Origin of the sequence: Imperialibacter sp. (assembly GCF_040222815.1) — a bacterium.
Lineage (GTDB): Bacteria > Bacteroidota > Bacteroidia > Cytophagales > Cyclobacteriaceae > Imperialibacter.
This window is the reverse complement of record NZ_JAVKCH010000057.1, coordinates 116,597-135,672: the sequence shown is the minus strand read 5'-3', so window position 1 is coordinate 135,672 and position 19,076 is coordinate 116,597. Positions and strand designations below refer to the sequence as shown.

The 19,076-nt window shown below is 45.3% G+C and carries 18 protein-coding genes; 7 read left to right on the top strand and 11 right to left on the bottom strand.

From position 1 onward, the window contains the following. The first annotated feature begins 136 nt into the window (after nucleotides 1–136). Nucleotides 137–2,176: a M3 family metallopeptidase gene (locus RIF36_RS26710; protein ID WP_350128398.1), complete on the top strand. Its 2,040-nt coding sequence runs from the start codon at nucleotides 137–139 to the stop codon at nucleotides 2,174–2,176. Between the two features lie 67 nt (nucleotides 2,177–2,243). Here RIF36_RS26710 and RIF36_RS26705 read toward each other — a convergent pair whose 3' ends face one another. Continuing rightward, nucleotides 2,244–2,576, bottom strand: coding sequence for a hypothetical protein (locus tag RIF36_RS26705; RefSeq protein WP_350117709.1), 333 nt, complete (start codon nucleotides 2,574–2,576; stop codon nucleotides 2,244–2,246). Nucleotides 2,577–2,711: 135 nt separating this feature from the next. Beyond that, a complete protein-coding gene (locus RIF36_RS26700; protein ID WP_350128401.1) occupies nucleotides 2,712–4,400 on the bottom strand; it encodes a hypothetical protein in 1,689 nt (562 codons plus the stop codon). A 185-nt stretch (nucleotides 4,401–4,585) separates the two neighbouring features. Here RIF36_RS26700 and RIF36_RS26695 point away from each other — a divergent pair, with 185 nt between their 5' ends. Then, nucleotides 4,586–5,584, top strand: a complete 999-nt coding sequence (locus RIF36_RS26695) for a DUF4407 domain-containing protein (protein ID WP_350128404.1) — start codon at nucleotides 4,586–4,588, stop codon at nucleotides 5,582–5,584. Here the strand turns inward: RIF36_RS26695 and RIF36_RS26690 are convergent, their stop codons facing one another. The 4 genes from RIF36_RS26690 to RIF36_RS26675 all read right to left on the bottom strand — a co-directional run bounded on the left by RIF36_RS26690 (nucleotide 5,585) and on the right by RIF36_RS26675 (nucleotide 8,833). After that, nucleotides 5,585–5,986: a TerB family tellurite resistance protein gene (locus RIF36_RS26690; RefSeq protein WP_151997767.1), complete on the bottom strand. Its 402-nt coding sequence runs from the start codon at nucleotides 5,984–5,986 to the stop codon at nucleotides 5,585–5,587. Nucleotides 5,987–6,041: 55 nt separating this feature from the next. Further along, nucleotides 6,042–7,670 (bottom strand): L-glutamate gamma-semialdehyde dehydrogenase, encoded by a 1,629-nt coding sequence (gene pruA, locus RIF36_RS26685; RefSeq protein ID WP_350149708.1) that lies wholly within the window; start codon nucleotides 7,668–7,670, stop codon nucleotides 6,042–6,044. 70 nt (nucleotides 7,671–7,740) lie between these two features. Next, nucleotides 7,741–8,439, bottom strand: a complete 699-nt coding sequence (locus tag RIF36_RS26680; protein ID WP_350127933.1) for a YjjG family noncanonical pyrimidine nucleotidase — start codon at nucleotides 8,437–8,439, stop codon at nucleotides 7,741–7,743. Nucleotides 8,440–8,443: 4 nt separating this feature from the next. Further along, entirely contained in the window at nucleotides 8,444–8,833 is a 390-nt protein-coding gene (locus RIF36_RS26675; protein WP_151997764.1) for an ArsR/SmtB family transcription factor, read from the bottom strand. A gap of 174 nt (nucleotides 8,834–9,007) precedes the next feature. Between RIF36_RS26675 and RIF36_RS26670 the strand changes: the two genes are divergently transcribed. Next, nucleotides 9,008–9,610 carry a carboxypeptidase-like regulatory domain-containing protein gene (locus RIF36_RS26670; RefSeq protein ID WP_151997763.1) on the top strand — a complete coding sequence of 201 codons (603 nt, stop codon included), beginning with the start codon at nucleotides 9,008–9,010 and terminating at the stop codon, nucleotides 9,608–9,610. Nucleotides 9,611–9,620: 10 nt separating this feature from the next. Here RIF36_RS26670 and RIF36_RS26665 read toward each other — a convergent pair whose 3' ends face one another. The 5 genes from RIF36_RS26665 to RIF36_RS26645 form a co-directional block, all read right to left on the bottom strand. Further along, on the bottom strand, nucleotides 9,621–9,860 hold the full coding sequence (locus tag RIF36_RS26665; protein WP_151997762.1) for a hypothetical protein: 240 nt from the start codon (nucleotides 9,858–9,860) through the stop codon (nucleotides 9,621–9,623). Between the two features lie 126 nt (nucleotides 9,861–9,986). Then, nucleotides 9,987–10,736 carry a PmeII family type II restriction endonuclease gene (locus tag RIF36_RS26660; RefSeq protein WP_350127930.1) on the bottom strand — a complete coding sequence of 250 codons (750 nt, stop codon included), beginning with the start codon at nucleotides 10,734–10,736 and terminating at the stop codon, nucleotides 9,987–9,989. Continuing rightward, nucleotides 10,733–12,157, bottom strand: coding sequence for a DNA cytosine methyltransferase (locus RIF36_RS26655; protein WP_350127927.1), 1,425 nt, complete (start codon nucleotides 12,155–12,157; stop codon nucleotides 10,733–10,735). Before RIF36_RS26655 ends, RIF36_RS26660 begins: the two co-directional genes overlap by 4 nt. A 139-nt stretch (nucleotides 12,158–12,296) precedes the next feature. Next, nucleotides 12,297–13,304, bottom strand: coding sequence for an ABC transporter permease (locus RIF36_RS26650; protein ID WP_350127924.1), 1,008 nt, complete (start codon nucleotides 13,302–13,304; stop codon nucleotides 12,297–12,299). Further along, nucleotides 13,301–14,614, bottom strand: coding sequence for an ABC transporter permease (locus RIF36_RS26645; RefSeq protein WP_350127921.1), 1,314 nt, complete (start codon nucleotides 14,612–14,614; stop codon nucleotides 13,301–13,303). Before RIF36_RS26645 ends, RIF36_RS26650 begins: the two co-directional genes overlap by 4 nt. Before the next feature lie 385 nt (nucleotides 14,615–14,999). Between RIF36_RS26645 and RIF36_RS26640 the strand changes: the two genes are divergently transcribed. The 4 genes from RIF36_RS26640 (at nucleotide 15,000) to RIF36_RS26625 (ending at nucleotide 19,059) form a co-directional block, all read left to right on the top strand. Further along, nucleotides 15,000–15,479: a DUF5991 domain-containing protein gene (locus tag RIF36_RS26640; RefSeq protein ID WP_151997757.1), complete on the top strand. Its 480-nt coding sequence runs from the start codon at nucleotides 15,000–15,002 to the stop codon at nucleotides 15,477–15,479. Between the two features lie 41 nt (nucleotides 15,480–15,520). Next, on the top strand, nucleotides 15,521–16,216 hold the full coding sequence (locus RIF36_RS26635) for a tRNA/rRNA methyltransferase (RefSeq protein WP_350127919.1): 696 nt from the start codon (nucleotides 15,521–15,523) through the stop codon (nucleotides 16,214–16,216). 269 nt (nucleotides 16,217–16,485) lie between these two features. Beyond that, nucleotides 16,486–17,649, top strand: coding sequence for a glycosyltransferase family 4 protein (locus RIF36_RS26630; RefSeq protein ID WP_350072947.1), 1,164 nt, complete (start codon nucleotides 16,486–16,488; stop codon nucleotides 17,647–17,649). Between the two features lie 24 nt (nucleotides 17,650–17,673). Beyond that, a complete protein-coding gene (locus RIF36_RS26625) occupies nucleotides 17,674–19,059 on the top strand; it encodes an exopolysaccharide biosynthesis polyprenyl glycosylphosphotransferase (RefSeq protein WP_350127916.1) in 1,386 nt (461 codons plus the stop codon). Nucleotides 19,060–19,076 lie beyond the last annotated feature (17 nt).

Below are 19,076 nucleotides of genomic sequence, written 5' to 3'. Positions count from 1 at the left end.
CACTGATCTTTTGATAATTAGACGAGTTACCGGCGTTTGTTCCTAAATTCGCCAATAAATTGAACGGCAAGTGGCAAACCAAAAGGCGCCACTTCTTTGTTGTTGATATAATTCTGAAGACTAAAAATAACCATAAATGTCAAACCCTCTTTTAGAAAGTTTTAACACCCCATTTGATACTATTCCTTTCAGCAAAATTAAGAATGAGCACTATCTGCCTGCCTTTACAGAAGGTATTAAGCTCGCCAAGGAGGAGATAGCTCTTTTAACACAGTCCAGTGAGCCTCCTACTTTCGAAAATACTATTGTGGCCCTGGAAGCCTCTGGGAGCAAAGTCGACCTCATATCTAATATTTTCTTCAACCTGAACTCGGCTGAAACAAGCGACGAGATGCAGGCGTTGGCCAAAGACATTTCGCCTTTGCTTTCAGAGTTTAGCAATGATGTGATGCTCAATGAAGCGCTTTTCAAAAAAGTAAAGCTGGTTTACGAAACTACAGACAAAGCCAAACTTGATGAGGAGTCTCTGACGCTTCTGGAGAAGACCTATAAAGGCTTTGTTAGGAATGGCGCCAACTTGTCGGCAGATAAAAAAGAGAAGCTACGTGCGATAGACAAAGAGATTTCTGTGCTGGGCCAGCAATATGGAGAGAACGTGCTCAAAGAAACCAATGCCTTTAGCATGGAGGTAACTGACGAAAAGGAGTTGGAAGGACTTCCAGATTTCGTGAAAGAAGCGGCGGCTGAAACAGCCAAAGAAAAGGGCAGGGAAGGTGCCTGGATATTTACACTTCAATACCCCAGCTACATTCCCTTCATGACCTATTCGGCCAATAGGGAGCTTCGCAAGAAGATGTTCATGGCCTATGGCTCACGGAGTTTCAAAGGCAATGAGTTCGACAATCAGGAGGTGGTGAAGAAACTAGTGCAACTCCGCTTCGAACGGGCTCAGTTGCTCGGCTACTCTACCCATGCACATTTCGTGCTTGAAGAAAGAATGGCCGAAACACCGGAGAAAGTCAATGAGTTTCTCACCGACATACTGGCGATTTCTCAACCTGCCACCCAAAAAGATGTAGAAGAACTTACTGCTTATGCCAAAAAGCTGGATGGACTTGATGCAATTGAAAGGTGGGACTTTGCTTACTACAGCGAAAAGCTGAAAAAAGAAAAGTATGAGGTAGACGACGAATTACTCAAACCCTATTTTCAACTTGAAAAAGTGATTGATGGGGTGTTCAAAGTAGCTGAAAAACTTTTTGGGATTCACTTTGTGGAAAACAAGGACATTGATAGGTACCACCCAGAGGTGCTTGTGTATGAAGTGAGAAATGAGAAGGAAGAGCTCGTAGCCATTTTCTATGCTGACTTCTTTCCCCGGGAAGGCAAACGAGGGGGCGCCTGGATGACAGTTTTTCGTCAGCAAAAGAAAGCTAATGGAGAGGACAAGCGCCCACATATCAGCATCGTGTGCAGCTTTACCAAGCCCACGAAATCTACGCCCTCGTTGCTCACCTTCAATGAGGTCCAGACACTTTTCCATGAGTTTGGTCACGCACTACACGGCATGCTGGCCAAAGGCAACTACGGCAGCCTGAGCGGCACTAATGTGTACTGGGATTTTGTGGAGCTTCCGTCGCAGATTCTGGAAAACTGGACACTTGAGAAAGATTGCCTCGACCTGTTTGCCAGGCATTATAAAACCGGCGAAGCTATTCCTGCAGATCTTGTGCAAAGGCTGAAAGACAGCGCTAATTTTCAGGCAGGTTATGCAACAACCCGTCAGGTGGCGTTCGGCATGCTCGACATGGCCTACCACGGTGTAGATCCGTCGGGCATAACGAATATTGGGGAGTTTGAGAAAACACTATTCGAGAAAATGGAGGTGCTTCCTCAGGTGAAAGAAACCAATATGAGCTGCCAGTTCTCTCACATATTTAATGGAGGCTACTCCTCGGGGTACTATAGCTACAAATGGGCCGAAGTACTAGACGCCGATGCATTTGAGTTTTTCAAGGAGAAGGGCATTTTCAACAGCGAAGTGGCTGGAAAATTTAAAGACAATATTCTTTCCAAAGGCGGCAGTGAACACCCAATGATACTCTACAAGAAATTCAGAGGACGTGAACCAGATCCAAAGGCCCTGTTGAGACGAGCTGGGCTTCTGAAAAAATAGTGCTAAAAGGCAACAAAAAAGGCGATTGGCTCACACCAGTCGCCTTTTTATTTTCCTAAAAGGAGGATTAGAAAATAAGAATGATCAGTAATACTATGATAATAATAGCACCTACTGACAATGTCAGCTTATTGTTCAAGAAATCCAGTTCTTTCTTGATCTCTCTCAGCTCTTTCTTCACCTCCTTGCGATCTTCCTTTGAGAGTTCATTTTTTTTCATGTCTTTGATCTCATTCACCCTTTGGGTCAGCTGAGTCACTCTCTCTTCGGCCTGCTCTTCCGTAAGGTTATTGATTTGTTCTTTTGTCATTGGCTCCGTTCCGGCAGCGAAAGCACTGGTGCCGAAAACCAAAGTAAATGCCGCCAGGGCTAGAATAGATGTAAATAGTTTCCTTTTCATAGATTGATAATTTTCGAATTCAATTCAAAATAGGCCTTTTCGAAATACCAAACAAGATGGGAAGTGTTGATTGAAAAAAGAAAAGCCGATCTTAATTGACCGGCCTTTTTTGGATGCGATGTTTAGCCAACTATTTTACTTTAATGCCCAGATCTTATCGTAGCCTCTTTCTATTTCGGCTTCTCGCAGGCGTTTCATTGCGTCCCTCATAGCATTCATCATGTCGTCTTTTCTCACTATGCTGTTCAGGGCATTAATGTCATTAAACTCAGACTCGGAGAAAGGCTTGCCATCGGACGCTGCTACCCAACCTGAGCCATATTGCACATCTTTATTGGTATAGGTTTCTTCCCTCCCTTGAATAAAAAAGTTGAGCCTGGGTACAAGGATAATTTTTCCGTTGTCATCCCCCGCAATCTGCAAGTCCATTTGCACATTGATAAGGCCGTCAACATCTGCGTCCTTCATCAGGTTGATGATTGGCCGATCAGAGGTCATATTGGTGGAAATAGAACCAAAAATGTCAGCAACCTTGGTTGGCTGCATATTGACCGTGTTTTTATAAGTCTTCACAATCAGGTCATCGGTATTCTTTTCTTTAACCGGATAAAATTCCTTGTAGTAAGAAGATGCCGTCAGCTTTTCAGTAGGCACCATTTCTATAGAAAACTCTTCTTTGAACATTTTGACAATGTCAGCGTGCATGTTGTTAAGCAGTTGATCCCAGAAAGCATCTGGCAGTTTTGGAAACTGGTAGGTGGTCGTTGTGGTAGTGGTGATCTTGGTGTTGTAACCATAAGAAACTGATTCGCTGGTTTCTTGTTTGAACAAAACACCCCGAACAGAAAGCGACGAAACTGCAAATTTCGTCCCTTGCGAAAATGGCGCCCCTGTGGCAGCGTTGGGCTTGCTTGCTGCAAAATTCAATACGCCAGAAGGGTTGTCAATTTTCCCTTTCACACTTGTGGACCCATAAACACTTTCCTGCTGCTTGCCTGACACATTCACTTTCATCGAGCCATACGCCCTGCTCTGAAGCTCCGCAGCAGCGGTCGACTGCTTATCGGTAGGCGCTTGCACATAGCGTTCTACTATCAGATAATTCTCGCCCTGATTGTAATTGCCAACGCCATCTACACTGCCTGAAATAGTCGGGTTGCTGAGTGATTCCTTGGCGATGATTACTTTATCGGTAGACTTGAATGAAGCGAAGTAGTTGAATCCCCTGGCACCAGCTACGTCGGTTACCAGCGCCACATTTAAAAGGCTGCCTTCGTGGCCGGAGCCATTTTCAAGTACTAACTCAATATCTTTAGATAGGTCGACCTCAGCGTTTGACGTCGAGCCATTCACAGAAATGATTTTCACCGACGGTACAGGCTTAATCGTAAAGGATGCTTTATCTCCCGTTACGGTTTCCACGTTCACGGTTTTTGGGCTAAGATCGCCAGGCTCAAGCTCGATCATGTAGTACCCCAAACCCGTCGAAGTCAGCTCTTTGCCCTCGCTGGTTACTGAGCCGTCTATGTTGAGCATTCCGAGACCCTCTGCTTTTGAGAAAAATATAGCAACGGCAACATCGCCTTCCTTAAAATCTTCGGGGTACACCTCCTGGCCAGAAATCCGGGCTTCCATAGTGTGCATGCCGTTGATATGATGTACCAATACGGCAGCTTCTCCCAGGTTAGAGGTTTTGGAGGTCATCAGCTTGGCTGTTAGTTTACCTATTTTTTCACCCAACTTTAACCCTCTCTTTTCCTGTGCCTGAGAAATCTCAGTCGCCAGCAAAAAGACAAACGGTATGAGTAATCCTATTTTTTTCATAGTCGATTAATTTGGTGCTAAGTACCTGATAATCGCATTTCGAGAAAATCGCTCATACGGGGTATTTAGTACTACCCACCAGCACTGATATTCAAACAGGTCGGCCTTGCTACTATGTATAAAAAGGAACCTTTTAATGCAACTTATTAGAGTTGATGCCGTTATTCTTTTCAATAAAGTGTTCGATGAAAAAATTTACCTCTTTCTTCTGGTTCTGTTCGGGAGCTTCTCATTCGCTGCTGAAAAGATGCCCAACAGAGTCGGCCCGCTTTGTGAGCATTGGCGGAGCCGTATTTTTCACGGGGCTTTTGGCCGCCGTAAGCGGAGGGTTTGCCTTGCATGCTGTTTTTGGCAACTACTGGATCGCCACGCTATTCGGTCTGCTTTGGGGGCTTATGATATTCAACCTCGATCGCTTTCTGGTTTCCAGCTTAAAGAAAAACGAAAACAAATGGGAGGAGTGGCTAATGGCCGCACCAAGAATCGTGCTTGCAGTGTTGATAGCGATAGTGGTAGCAAAGCCTTTGGAGCTGCGGATATTTCAGCCTGAAATAGCAGCGGAGCTTGTTCTTATCAAAGAAGAACAAAAGACTGCTGAAGGAACGATGATTGCATCCCGCTATGCACCTCATGTGGCTGAATACAAGGTTGAACTCAACCAGCTGGAAACGCAAATTGCCAGCAAAGAACAGGTAAGAGATGAGCTTACCCGAATGGCTCAGGAAGAGGCGGATGGCACTGGCGGTTCGGGCCGTCGTAATCTGGGGCCTATTTATGCCGTAAAGAAAGCAAATGCTGAAAGAGCCGAAGCTGAGTTGAACGAGCTTAAGGCAAATCATCTGGCACTGATTTCAGCTTTACGGGAAAAGCAAGACTCAGTAGCACTACTACAAGCCAATGAATTGGCCAAAATTGATGTCTCGCATATTGGTGGGCTGGCATTGCAACTCGAATCATTGGATCGGCTTGCCAACAAGCATTCCTCCATAGCATTTGCCAATATCTTCATCATGCTTCTATTTGTAATGATAGAAGCTTCGCCCGTTTTGGTAAAACTCATGAGCCCCAGGGGGCCTTACGATGATTTGTTGGAAGCACATGAACATGCCTTCGCTAATTACAGAAAATCAAAGATTCACAGGCTGGACACTGCACTTGAAAAAGAGCTGGCCTGGAAGGGGTAACTAGTCGGCGTGGTAGTCCTGAAGTTTCTTTCTCATCATCCTCAGCTCTTCAGGAGCCTTCATATTGATGTGCACATGAGGATACAACTCCATAAACGCTGCCAATTGAAAGCCGAGAGAGTTGGCTATTTTTTGACAAAAAAGCAGCTCAGAGTCCTGAATAACGCTGTCTGCCTTCATGAGCAGAATGACATTGTAGAGATAATCAAAGCGATCGTCGTAGGGCATCTTGTCAAGGCCTTCGACAGGGTCGGGCTGCTTGATCAAAAGCTCCAGTTCTTCCTGCGAGATATCCCCTGACCTCGCCACTCTTTCTATAACATGCCTTTCTCTTTCATGAAATTCACCATCACTGTTGGCAAGGGTAATGAGGAGCGACAACTGCGTTCTGATGTTTTCCATAGAGCTAATTTATCTCTATAAGTCAATAAAAAAAGCCCTTTGAAGGGCTTTTTCGTTATTTACTTAAAAATGGGTACCTGAAATCCGTTGGCGGAGCAAAGGTTTCCTTAATGGTTCTTGGCTGCACCCACCGAATCAAATTAAGAATAGAACCCGCCTTGTCGTTGGTTCCTGACCCCCTGGCACCACCAAAAGGCTGCTGGCCTACCACGGCTCCTGTTGGTTTATCATTGATGTAAAAATTGCCTGCGGCATGCATGAGTTTGCTCATGGCCAGCTCGATGGCATAACGATCCTTCGAGAAAATGGCGCCTGTCAAAGCATAAGGCGAAGTGCTATCCACCAGTTCCAATGCCTCTTCGTAGCGCTCGGCCTGGTACACATAAACCGTTAGCACCGGGCCGAATAGTTCTTCGCACATGGTTACATACATCGGGTCTTTGGCAAGCAGCACGGTAGGCTCTATGAACCAGCCTTTGCTGTTATCGTAGTTGCCACCGGCAACCACTTCCACCATGGGACTTTTCTTGGCCTCATCAATATATTTGCTGATTTTGTTAAATGAGCGCTCATCGATCACAGCATTCACAAAATTGCCGAAATCTTCGACGTCACCCATTTTCACATGCTTTAAATCCTCAAGAATATACTTTTGCACATCGGGCCAGAGGTTGTCAGGAATGTACGCCCTTGAGGCAGCCGAGCACTTTTGCCCCTGAAACTCAAATGCACCACGGATAATAGCGGTAGCCAGCTCTTTTGCATTAGCCGATTTGTGGGCAATGATAAAGTCCTTGCCGCCAGTCTCGCCTACAATGCGGGGATAAGTTCTGTACTTGGTAATGTTCTGGCCAATGGTCTTCCAGAGTTGCTGGAAAACGCCAGTGCTGCCGGTGAAATGGAGACCTGCAAAATCTTTGTGGTTGAAAATAACATCACCGGCAACAGGTCCATCCACATAGATAAGATTGATGACGCCATCGGGCAAGCCCGCTTCTTTGAACACCTCCATGATCACCTGTGCCGAATACACCTGGGTATATGCCGGCTTCCAGATGACCGTATTACCCATCAGCGCTGGAGCGGCTGGCAGGTTGCCTGCAATAGAGGTGAAGTTGAAGGGTGTGATGGCAAATACAAAGCCCTCAAGTGGCCGGTAGTCCATACGGTTCCACATGCCTGGCGCCGAGTCGGGCTGCTGGTGAAACAGCTCCACCATAAAGGCCGCATTGAATTTTAGGAAATCAATGAATTCACAGGCGGCATCAATTTCTGCCTGAAAAGCATTTTTCGACTGCCCGAGCATAGTGGCGGCGTTTATTTTTGCCCTGTAGGGGCCCGCCAGCAGGTCGGCGGCTTTGAGGAAAATGCTTGCCCTGTGCTCCCAGCTCATCTCTGCCCATGCCTTTTTGGCGCCAAGCGCAGCGTTAACGGCCTGCTCCACATGGCTGGCATCTCCTTCGTGAAAGTAGCCGAGGGTATGCTTATGGTCGTGAGGCGGCGACATCCGAATCTTCTTTCCGGTCCGCACTTCTTCACTTCCGATGTACATAGGAATATCAGCCTCTTTTGACTTCAACTCCTTCAGTTCCTTTTGCAGTGCTGCCCGCTCGGGTGTGCCGGGTGCGTAGCTGAGAACAGGTTCGTTGGTTGGTTTGGGGGTCTTAAAAATCGCTAATGACATGTTGTTTATTTGGTTTTGTCGACTGCAATAAATTGAGGGGCGAATTTACTCACCACCGGCCTAAAAACCTTTAGAAATGGTGATGCAATTCACTAAGGGAATGTATTTCGAGTGTAACTGGTTCCGTATGTGGAAGTTTTTCAGGGTTGAAGTAAAAGTGATCTATGCCATGCCCTCTGGCTCCCCCAATATCTGTGACAAGGTTGTCGCCTACCATGGCCGACGTGGACGGTGTGGCACCGGTGAGCTGCATGGCGTACTCGAAAATTTGTGGAGAGGGTTTGCGGGCACCTGCCCTTTGAGAAGTAATAACCTCAGAAAAGAATTTCTCCAGGCCTGAACTTCTGATCTTCACCGACTGGATGTCGTCAAAACCATTGGTAATGATGTGAATCGGGTATTTTTCAACAAGGTAAGTAAGCAACTCTATGGCGCCGGGCATCACTGCCGTTTTGGTGGGACATAGGTTCACATAGTCCTCGCCAAACTGAAAAGCGAGATCCATATCTGCGAAACCCAATTCCCGGAACACTGTTCTGAATCGCTCCTCCCTGAGATGTTCCTTGTCGATTTTTTTCAGGTCGTACAGATACCAGAACTGTGTATTTACCCGGAAAAACTTGTCGACAAGTTGCTCGGCACTGAACTTACCGAAGTTTTTGAGAGCGTACACGGAATAGAGCTCCACAAGGGACTCTCTGGCATTTTGATCGTAATCCCACAGGGTGTGGTCGAGATCGAAAAAAAGGTGTTTGTATTTTTTGCCCATACATTTATCTAAGGCCGGTTAACTGGCGTTTTTCCATTTTGTTTTTTACAAGCTCCCTGTTCGAATAAAGGATTCGAAAGGTTTCAAGGTCTTTCTGGAGGCTGGCGTCTTTCTGCAAAAACTGAAATATTTGGCTAACGATGTCCGACACCTCCTCCTTGATAGAATAGAAAACGTACTGGTCTATTTTTCGGACGTTGACCAGCCCGGCGTTTCTCAGGTAGGTCAGGTGCCTCGACGTTTTGGTTTGAGTAAAGTCCAGAGACAATTCAATATCGGTAATGCAAAGTTCTTTTTGATTGAAGAGTAAAAAGAGAATACGCACTCTTGCCTCCTCCGAGAAGGATTTGAATATTTGGTTTCCGTATTGCAGACTAAAGTTTTTGAGCCTCATGGGAACAATAATGAAAGTTTATGGCTTATCCGTGTAACACAAAACCTGTGCAATTGATCTAATAATTTGTAGCTTAGGGCCCAATTGCAACTATTAACCCATAATTAGTATCCTCTTAATTCATAAGTAAAGAAAGGCTTGTCAAAGTTCATCTCTAAATATTTTCTGCCTTTTATGTGCTTCCTATTTATGCTGGTGGCACATCAGGAAAGCTGGGCCCAGGGCGGAAGCAGGGTCATCCAGTTTTCCGGGGTAATATTGGGAGAGGACAGCGTTTCGGGAGTGCCGGGAGTGCACGTGTATGTGCCGAAAGCCGGAAGAGGTACTACTTCCAATGTGTATGGTTATTTCTCGATGCCTGCCCTGGTTGGCGACAGTGTGGTGATCAGTGCCATTGGCTTTGAAAAGCAACATTTCATTGTTCCGGGCAACAAAGGGGAAAACTTTACAGCCATTATTGAGCTCGTTACCGACACCACTTATTTACCACCGATAGAAATTTTGCCCTACCCCACGGAAGAGCTCTTCAAACAGGCTGTGCTTGCCCTCAAGCTGCCCGATGCCGAAGACTATCGTAAGATGGAGGAGGTGCTTAGGGCGGATATTTTGATGAGAATGATGCAGGGAGCTCCGATGGATGCTTCGGAGAATTATCGGTATTATTCTAACCAGCAGTTTCTGGCGATGACGGATAAATTTCAGCCCAGAAGCAATCCGCTACTCAATCCTTTCGCCTGGGCGCAGTTTATCAAATCTTTAAAAAAGGACAGGAAGTAATTCAGCCTTTTTACCAGGTTCTGCTCACCTCACTCCAGTAAAGCTGCACCCAACTTTCCATCCCTTCTGCCAATTGTATTCTGTCTTCTAAAAACACTACCACCCCAAGCGAAGACAACCTGATCAGGTCGTATTTAAGGGCTAAAGAAAGTGTGTTCATGCTCTCAGCATTTCTTGAGATATACTTGTTTGTAATTAAAGCATTGAATGCTTCGTGGGTGGCATTTTGGAACAATAGGTCAGTTTGCATGGGCATTGCGATTTGTTTGACTTTACAAAAATGCAATGATGCCCGTCGGCAAAGTATGATTTCTGTCAGGTATTAAGCTGATGTATTGTCGGGGTAATTCAGACTCCGTCGGATTTTACTAGGGAATTAGTCTCTTCTTTTTGAATTGAACTCGATCAACTTATCCCAATCAATAGCACCCTTTGAATCGCAGAAATCTTTTGAAAACTCAAACGTAAACTTGTTGATCATCTGTGAGTAAGAGGCGATAAACTCGTCGTTCTTCTCCTGCGCTTTGTATCCAAGCGGGACAATGATTTCTTTGTAAAGCTCCGGATCACCGGAAATAAACTCCCAAAACGATTGCCCGCAAAGCTTATAATAGTCGCCCTTTTCTTTGTATTCATGTTGTTTTGAAGACCTCCCATAGCAGCAACCATTCACTGCCTTTACATTGATGTTTGCACCCGACGTTCTCAGCACTCGTCTGGCAGAATTGAAGTTGTCAGTCATTTTCTTTATCTGGCTATCATTTCCCCAATTTGGCCCAGACTTTATTGATACAATGTTTCTAACTCCATCAACGTCGAACTCTAAATCAACACCGGGAACTGCAGATTTTCTACCTTGATAAACAAGTTCGTTGACGTAAATCGCAAGCCCCTCAAGCCATTCACCAAATATGCCTTCTTCACTTGAAGAAACGAATGCGTCAACGATTCCCTGAATAAGGTCTTTAGCAATCAATAAGTTCTTCGCTCTAAATAGATATGGGTTTTTCTTGGCCAAGACATCTTTTAAGCGCAGACCATCGATTTTCTCAATCCTTTTCTGGTGAAATGTTCCGATATTTTTTTCAACGTACTTTCGTACATCATCCAGGTCAAGTGAATTCATATGGCGATTTTGAATTGGCCTAACTCTCTGGATATATCGGCTAACCACGCCTTGTCGTCAGTATTTCTATATCTGGAATATTTAAAATCGGGAAACCCGGCAATCTTCACTCCCCGGATGTGGTTCATAATGAGATCTCCCACGGCTTTGCCCAAGCCTACAGGCACTGCATTTCCTATTTGACGATATTGCTCAATCAAGCTGCCTTCAATTTTCCAACCGTCTGGAAATTGTTGAACCCTTTTGTACTCCTCTATGCTTAAGGGTCGGTCTTCTTCTGGATGAGCAAGGTCAGTGGCTGGCATGGCTGGGTGCGTGACCAAAGTTGGCGCAGGCTGATCCCAAGCCAGTCTCCTCAGGAACCCCGTTTTACCACCTCCGGAATAATAAGATTTCCCTAACGCTTCTTTTTGGATATCCTCTGGCAGGTGCTTCCAGTACTGGCCGGGGGTCAGCATTCGGTAGTATCTCAGTCTTTTTTCCGGAAATTTTACATAATGCATGTTCTGCATTGGCAAATCTCTGACGGCATCTTCAAAGGTGTTCCAAGCTGGCAGACCAAACTCACCCTTTTCAGAATTGCTTGGCGTCAAATAGGGTAATCTGCCTCCATCTCTCGACGCAACGATGATGACCCGCTCCCTCTTTTGGGGAGTCCCGAAGTTTGCAGCGTTGTATAAATTGAAGCTTACACCATAGCCCTCATTGTTCAACACCTTGACTATATGCATAAGTGCGCCACCATTCATTTCTTCTACTTCGAGTGGAGGATCGCCCACGCCCCGTTTCTCATGGGGCCTGTGCTTCAGCGCCGCTGATAGAATACCTCTAACGTTTTCTATGACGGCGTATTTCGGCTTTAATTCAATGATTCGATCCAGAAAGGTTAGGAATACATTGCCTCGATCATCCTCAAATCCCTTTCGCTTGCCAGCAGTACTGAAGGCCTGACACGGCGGCCCGCCCACGATCAAGTCGATCTCGTCTGATGCACTTAGGCCAGCCTTTTCTCTAATATCAGATGCTGTATAATTTCGGATGTCGCTTATCAAGGCAATCTCAGGCCTATTTCTAACAATGGTTTTCCTACAGGCGTTGTCTGTTTCGCAGGCAAGCAATGTCTTGAAACCAGCTTTTTCGATACCCAGGTCAAGGCCCATGGCTCCAGTAAAAAACGAAAGTGCAATCGGCCTTTCAAACCCAAGGCCGAATGTGTCATGATCGCCCGAAGCTTCTTTGTCTTTTGTCAGTCCGCATTTGTTGTTTGCTTTGTAGAAAGCGACTTGTTCCTCCTCCAATATCCAGGTTTTACCCACTTTTTGGCTATATATCTTTTCATGCCGACAAAGGTTTCTTACTTGCTGCGGAGTCAAATTTAATTCGCTTGCAGCATCCTGTATTGTGATTTTGGTACCTTTCATACTTTCGGGAACGAAAATTTTAAGAGTACCCAAAAATATATTTCGTCATCCTAAGATCAAAGGCTCGCCAGCAAACAATTTGATTGAGGTTTACGCTTTTGTAGCCTTGTCGACTTGATATTGAATCGACTTGTTTGATTTACTTACGGTGGTACATCCTATCCAAATCATTGCCCAAAGCATGCAGGCTAATCACAGTGAGGTAAATACAAATTCCGGGGAAAACAGCCAACCACCAGGCTTGCAGGTTTTCGAGGTAGCCATGGATGATACTTCCCCAACTGACAGTTTCGGGAGAAACACCTACACCGATAAATGAAAGGGTGGCTTCGGCAATCAACAACCCCGATATAGTAAAACATACCTGCGTGGCCACAGGCCCGATGGCATTTGGCAATGCATGCCGAAAAAAGACCTTAGATTCTGATAACCCTATTACCCTCGCCGATTCGATATAGGTTATCTCTCTTACTTTCAGCATCTCAGCACGCACCATCCTCGCCATCACATCCCAGCTGGTAACAGCAAACAGCACTATTAGAGTGAACATATTGATGGGAATGATCATAGCAAAAGCCACGATTAAATACAAGCGGGGAATGACCGAGATCACCTCAATAAACCGCTGGGTGATGGTGTCCAGAGGAAAAGTCATTCTGCCCGCCAAAACGCCAAACCTTTTAAGCAACCACCATGTTACTACAACTGAAACAACCAGAAGAAGGACAATCAGCGCCCCGGCAAGCACCTGGCCAGTGGAAGAAACGGTCGGCCAAAGCACCGCAGCAAAATAAACGGCAATGAGCAGCAGCAACAGTCCCGTAAGGTAGGTTCTGATAGTAAACCGCAGGCGATCATTTCCGAAAAAGGCAGCAACACTTCCAAAGCCAACACCTATGCTCCCACCGATTAACGCTGCGCCGATGCTGACCAGGATTGACCTTTGGGAGCCAGCCAAAATAGCCAGCCATACATCTCTGCCGAGTGTGTCCGTTCCCAGCCAATGGCCTGCTCCGGGAGGCAGGCTTCTCATGTCAAGCCTGAGTGCAGGCTTTAGCTCCTCAAAGAACCACGTAAACACTACCACTATCAGGATCGCTCCCAGGATCGCCAATGGCCACCACCTGAATGTTGGTCGGTTGCTCATTGGTTGGACAGCCTTATTCTGGGATCAAACCAATAGTACAAGAGATCGGTAATTAAGTAGGATAGCATCCTGACCAAAATCAACAGCAGAATAATTCCGGTGACAACGGGATAGTCCTGGGCACCAACCGACTGTGTGAGCAGCATGCCAATGCCCTGAATGGAGAATAGCACCTCAACCACCAATGCGCCACTTACCACGGCCAGCAAATACTCCCCGAATAGCGTAATAGCAGGCAATAAACTATACCTGAGTCTATATCTCTTTTTGATGACATGCTCGCTAAGACCTCTTGCTCTGGCCATAAACACAAACGGAAGGTCGGCAGACGTTTGAAAGGCATTGTCGATGTGCTTGGTGATATAAGGCAATGTGCTTATCCAAAGAATGGCCACCGGGAGCACATAAGGCCAGAAACTCCTCGACCAAAAAGAAAAGCTATTGAGTGAGCTGGCCGAAATATGTGACGGAAACCAGGAGAAAACCGTTCCACTGGCAAACAGAATCATCGCCAAAAGCGCCCAACCGAAAAGGGGAACCAGGTCAAAGAAATAAATGACCTGATCCGCCAATGCTTTGGTCCTGGGCCCGAGGTGCGACATCCCAATCACCAGCCAGTAGGCAGAAAGAAAAATCAGAATAATAGCAGGCACTGTGAACACAATAGTGTTGGAAAGCGCCCGGCTGATGACGTCAAACACCCTTTCCCGGTTTTTCCAGCTCACTCCCAGGTCTCCATGTAAAAGCTGAGAAAACCACAGATGAAACTGATTGCCTGAACCATTCCAGTACAATGCTGGCACATAAGCTCTCCACTGCTGGGACGAAGCTTCCAACTCATCTACCTGCGAAAGAATTTCGGATGATGCAGCCACCTCATTGCCTAAAACCCAGGTTCGCACACTTTGCCACTGCAATTTGGTATTGTCAGGCACCCATGCAGAGAAATTTTTAGCCTGCAAAGCTGCTGCCAGTTGCAGAACCCTTTCTGGCTGACCTGTAAGTAAACAAATGCTCCTGACCCATTCCTTTTGCACATCCGGCATGTCAAGAGGCAGGGCTGCTGGCAACGCTGCAGATCGCAAGGACAGATAAAACACCGGGAGGTCAAGACCAAGCTCTTTCCTTATCCTTTTTTTTTCCTGTTGGATTCTTAGTGTGTTATAGCTGCCTCCTTCCAATGCCAGAAGGTCAATCCTCTCCTCCCACACCGACTGCGACGGCAAAACCCTGAAGACAAAAAGCCCAATCAGTCCAAGGAGTAGTGCGGGGAATGCAGAAAGTAACCGTACAATCAGGTATCGCAGCATAAGTCTCAAAAATAGCAAACTGACAATAAGAACCGCTAACCGGGTGACTCTTTAGGAAGAGGAGATGGTTCTTGAGCCAAGGTATAGCGGACAAATAGTACTAAACTGATATAAGTTAGAAAAATACCTAAAAACAGGTATGTATCCGGGATGGGCTATACGTAACATTGTAATGTGTATTTGAAATGGGCTCAACATCAACCTTGACTCGTAGATTTTACACATAAGCTCACAGGTTAGAAGTGAAAAAGGACTACTCTCAATGAGTGGTCTTTTTTTGTTCAGCTTGATTCCGCCTTGTTCATATCGACCACCTTATTTGTAATAGCCCACAATTACTCTTAATTTTCACAGGTATTCTAACAAGCATCAATGACCTCGACTTATGAAAGCTATTGTTAAACTAGGGCTGGTATTTTTCATTGTAACATTTTTTGCGGCCTGTAGTGGCAGGTATCCCAAGCACAACTGGGGTTCTAAGTATGAGTATCTGGAAAAATACGAATCCGACGAAGGTCATCATATCACGTATACCCACGACTTGATTTTAAGAAAGCCCCGCAGACCGGATGAGGAGCATCATTACTCTGTCATCTTAAAAGGACAACAGGAAGATGACGACAGCGATGCAAACTTTTGGGTTGAACAGTATCTCGGAAGGGCGGTAGAAACCGACAGCACTTTGCATATCATCTATTCCTCTATGCAAACTGACGTTGATCATGGACACGACAGGTTCAGTTTCACCTCCGGCGACACACTCATCCGAATTCACCGTGACGGCGAAGTATACCACACCGAGTGGGTGAAGTATACGCCAGTGGCAAGCCACAATCACGAAGATGACTGGGTAAGAATGAACTAAATATTGACCACCATCAATGATTCCCGGAATTTGGTGCACCTATGACCATCCACTTCGTTCTCAGCCATCCGGCTGTTTCTGAAAACATCGGGTTTGCCTCCCGTGCCATCAATACAATGGGATTTGGCAGTCTCAGGCTGGTTAATCCAACAGATCACCTTTCGCAACAGGCCAGGAAAACAGCCTACGGCTCACATGATATCCTGGAAAATGCAGTAGTCTATCCATCGCTGGCAGATGCATTGAGCGATATTGACCTGAGCATAGCCACCACAGCCAAGAAAAGACTTGGGAGACACGACTATCATTCGCCGGAAAAAATCGGCAATCTTCTCCAAGAAAAAGGCACAACAATCAACGATGTAGCAATTGTTTTTGGTAGCGAGCGAGACGGTTTAACAAAGGAAGAAATCGGCATGTGTGATCTGATTAGTAGTATTCCGCTTGCGGCCCCGCACCCCTCCCTAAACTTGGCCCAAAGTGTCCTTATTTATGCCTGGGAGCTTTCGAAAGCCTCCTTTAGTAGCAAAGCGAAACCACCAAAGCAGGAGGCGGAAGAAGGTGCTCAAAAAGCCCTGAAAGAAAAAGCCCAGAAAGTGCTTAGTGACCTTGACGTGCCCCGCCAGCCCAGTCTTTACAACCGGCTAAAAGACCGACTGATGACTGCTGATGCGGAGGATACCAGGCTGATGCTGGCGCTTGTCAGATTCATTGAGCATAGACTTAAAAATCAATAGGTTCAGCCTGTGTTCTATTTGCCTTGAGCGGTATGGCGACAACAAAATTAGAGCCCACCGGCTCCACTTGCCCATCTCCACAGGCAATACAGTGCGGCCTAAAATTTCTGGAAAAGAACACATCAATCTATTTCCTACAGGATTTTGTTAGTTAATTTACTAACAACCGGCGTTAAGTTTGAAAAATTCACATTTTGACTGGGAATATTTAGGACGCATAAATTGGCATGTCAATTGATAAGGACTATCTTTGTCATCCGAATTTCGATATGGAAAAGATACTTTTTGCACTTACGTCTTTTTTGATTTGTTTCATACTTACTCCGGCGGTTATCTATTTTTTCGTAAGGAACAGGATTACCGATACGCCAGGGGGAAGGAAAATACACAAAGCAAGCACTCCTTCAATGGGCGGAATACCAATCATGATTGGTGTGTTTTTTGCCGTTTTGCTTTGGTTTACCCTTGGGGAGTTGAATCAAAGCCGTAGTATTCTATTTGCTGTTACTATCATGTTTATTGTCGGCCTCAGGGACGATCTTGTTAACCTTTCAGCATTTCATAAGCTGGTAGGTCAGCTGGCTGCGGCACTGCTTGTAGTTGTCTATGGTGGGGTTCAGCTCACTTCGTTGTACGGACTTTTTGGTGTATACGAGTTACCCGTATTTGTAGGTATACCAGTCTCCCTATTTACAGTTATAGTGTTAACCAACGCTTTTAACCTTATAGACGGTGTTGATGGGCTGGCGGGTATGTGCAGCCTTTTAGCGTTGACCTTTTTTGGAACATGGTTTGAACTGAACGATCAGCATCTGTATGCAGCCATAGCTGCTACGTTCGCCGGTGGCATAGTGGGTTTCTTGATGTTTAACTGGTCGCCCGCAAAGATTTTTATGGGAGATACCGGAGCTTTGGCAATTGGTTTGCTACTGGCATCTTTCGCCGTTTTATTTATCGAAAGCAATTACGCTCTTGATGCGAGCTCTCCAATAAAGTTCAGTGGTTCGGTGGCCACAGGAGTGGCGGTAATGATTTTACCTATTTTTGACACCGCCCGTATTTTTGTGAAAAGGGTGAAAAAAGGAAAGTCTCCGCTTTCGCCTGATAAGAGTCACGTACACCATTTCATTATGCGGATGGGGTTTGAGCATCGACATATCACACTTATATTGACGTCTGTTAACTTGTTGTTCGTGGCGATTGCTATCGCTGGAAAAAGCTATTCAGACTTGATGATGCTTCCCATTGTAATTGGTACAGCCATTTTTCTCGGACTTACGTTAGACTATCTTGTTTTGCGGTCGGTAAAAAATAAAGTCAGAAAAAGCCCTAAATTACTGGTCAATAAAAAATCCCCTGGAGCCAAAGTACCTACTAATCACCCTATTGTAGAAAAGACCCTTATTGAGACCGAAAACATTTTGCAGAATTAATTTTACTCTGTAACGCATTTTGAAATGCCTAAAAGGTTTTACAAACTATTTCCAGCACTTTTCATATTTGGAGAGCTCGTTATAATATCCATTCCGTTCCTGCTTTCCTATTACATTATTAATAACAACCTTGAGCTTGCGCCAGTGTACCGTTGGGCTTTTGGGTTTTACCTGGGCATATGGCTCTCTGTTTCTGTTGTGGCGGAGGACTTTAAAATTGGCCGATCTACAAACTATTATGTGACGCTGAAGCGAGCTTTTTTTACGCTCTTCATTTCTCTCTCACTAATATCGTTCTTCTGGGTTTTGTTTGAAGCATACGAGCTGAGCCGGGAATTTTTAGTTCTTATTTTCATTCAGCTATTTGTTGCGGTCGGCTTCTATAGAGTGCTAGTTCACATAACGCTTAATAAATATCGGAAGTTTGGAGGCAACGTTAGAAGCGCCATTATTATTGGCTTCGACCAGCAAGGAGTGCGACTTTATAATTTGTTTAAGAGAAAGCCTGAGTACGGAATACGGTGCGTCGGATTTTATGATGATGCATATTCGGGGCTCTCTCAAAGAGATGGTATTCCCATTCTTGGTGGGATTGACGACTTTATCAGAAATGGTATTGATGATACTGAGTTTATCTATGTAAGTGAAAGCGTTAACCGGTTTGCTCTCAGCCAAATCGTTAATGTAGCCGATGCACAACTGAAAAAGGTTAAGTTAATTCCACAGTTCAACACCGAACTTTTTAAGACCTACTCCCTTACCAGGTTTGATGACATCTCAATAGTCGATATTAACGACCTGCCCCTGGATGGCATCTTGAATCGTGTTGTAAAAAGAACTTTTGACATTGTCTTTTCGCTGTTTGTTGTGGTTTTTGTGCTAAGCTGGCTATATCCGATACTTGGGCTACTGATTAAGCTTGAGTCCTCAGGCCCGGTCTTTTTCAGGCAACTTCGTCATGGCAAGGGAAATTCACCATTTGTATGCTACAAGTTCAGGACGATGGTGATCAACAATGTGGCAGACACCAAATGGGCATCGAGAAACGATCCAAGAATTACAAGAGTTGGCACGTTCCTCAGAAGGACAAGCCTTGATGAAATCCCACAGTTCTTAAATGTCCTCATAGGTAATATGTCGATAGTTGGGCCAAGACCCCACCCAATTCCGCTAAACGAGTCTTATCAAAACCGAGTGCACAAATTCACTCAGCGTCATGCCTCGAAGCCTGGTATCACTGGGCTGGCTCAGGCTATGGGGTATAGAGGCGAGATACAAAAGTTCCATCAAATGAGCTCACGGGTGAAACTGGACAGGTTCTATCTTCAGAATTGGTCTTTTATTCTTGACTTGAAAATCATAGTTTTGACTGTTTATTCAATAGTATTCAATAGGGAAAATGCCTATTAGAATGGTCTTTAAAATGT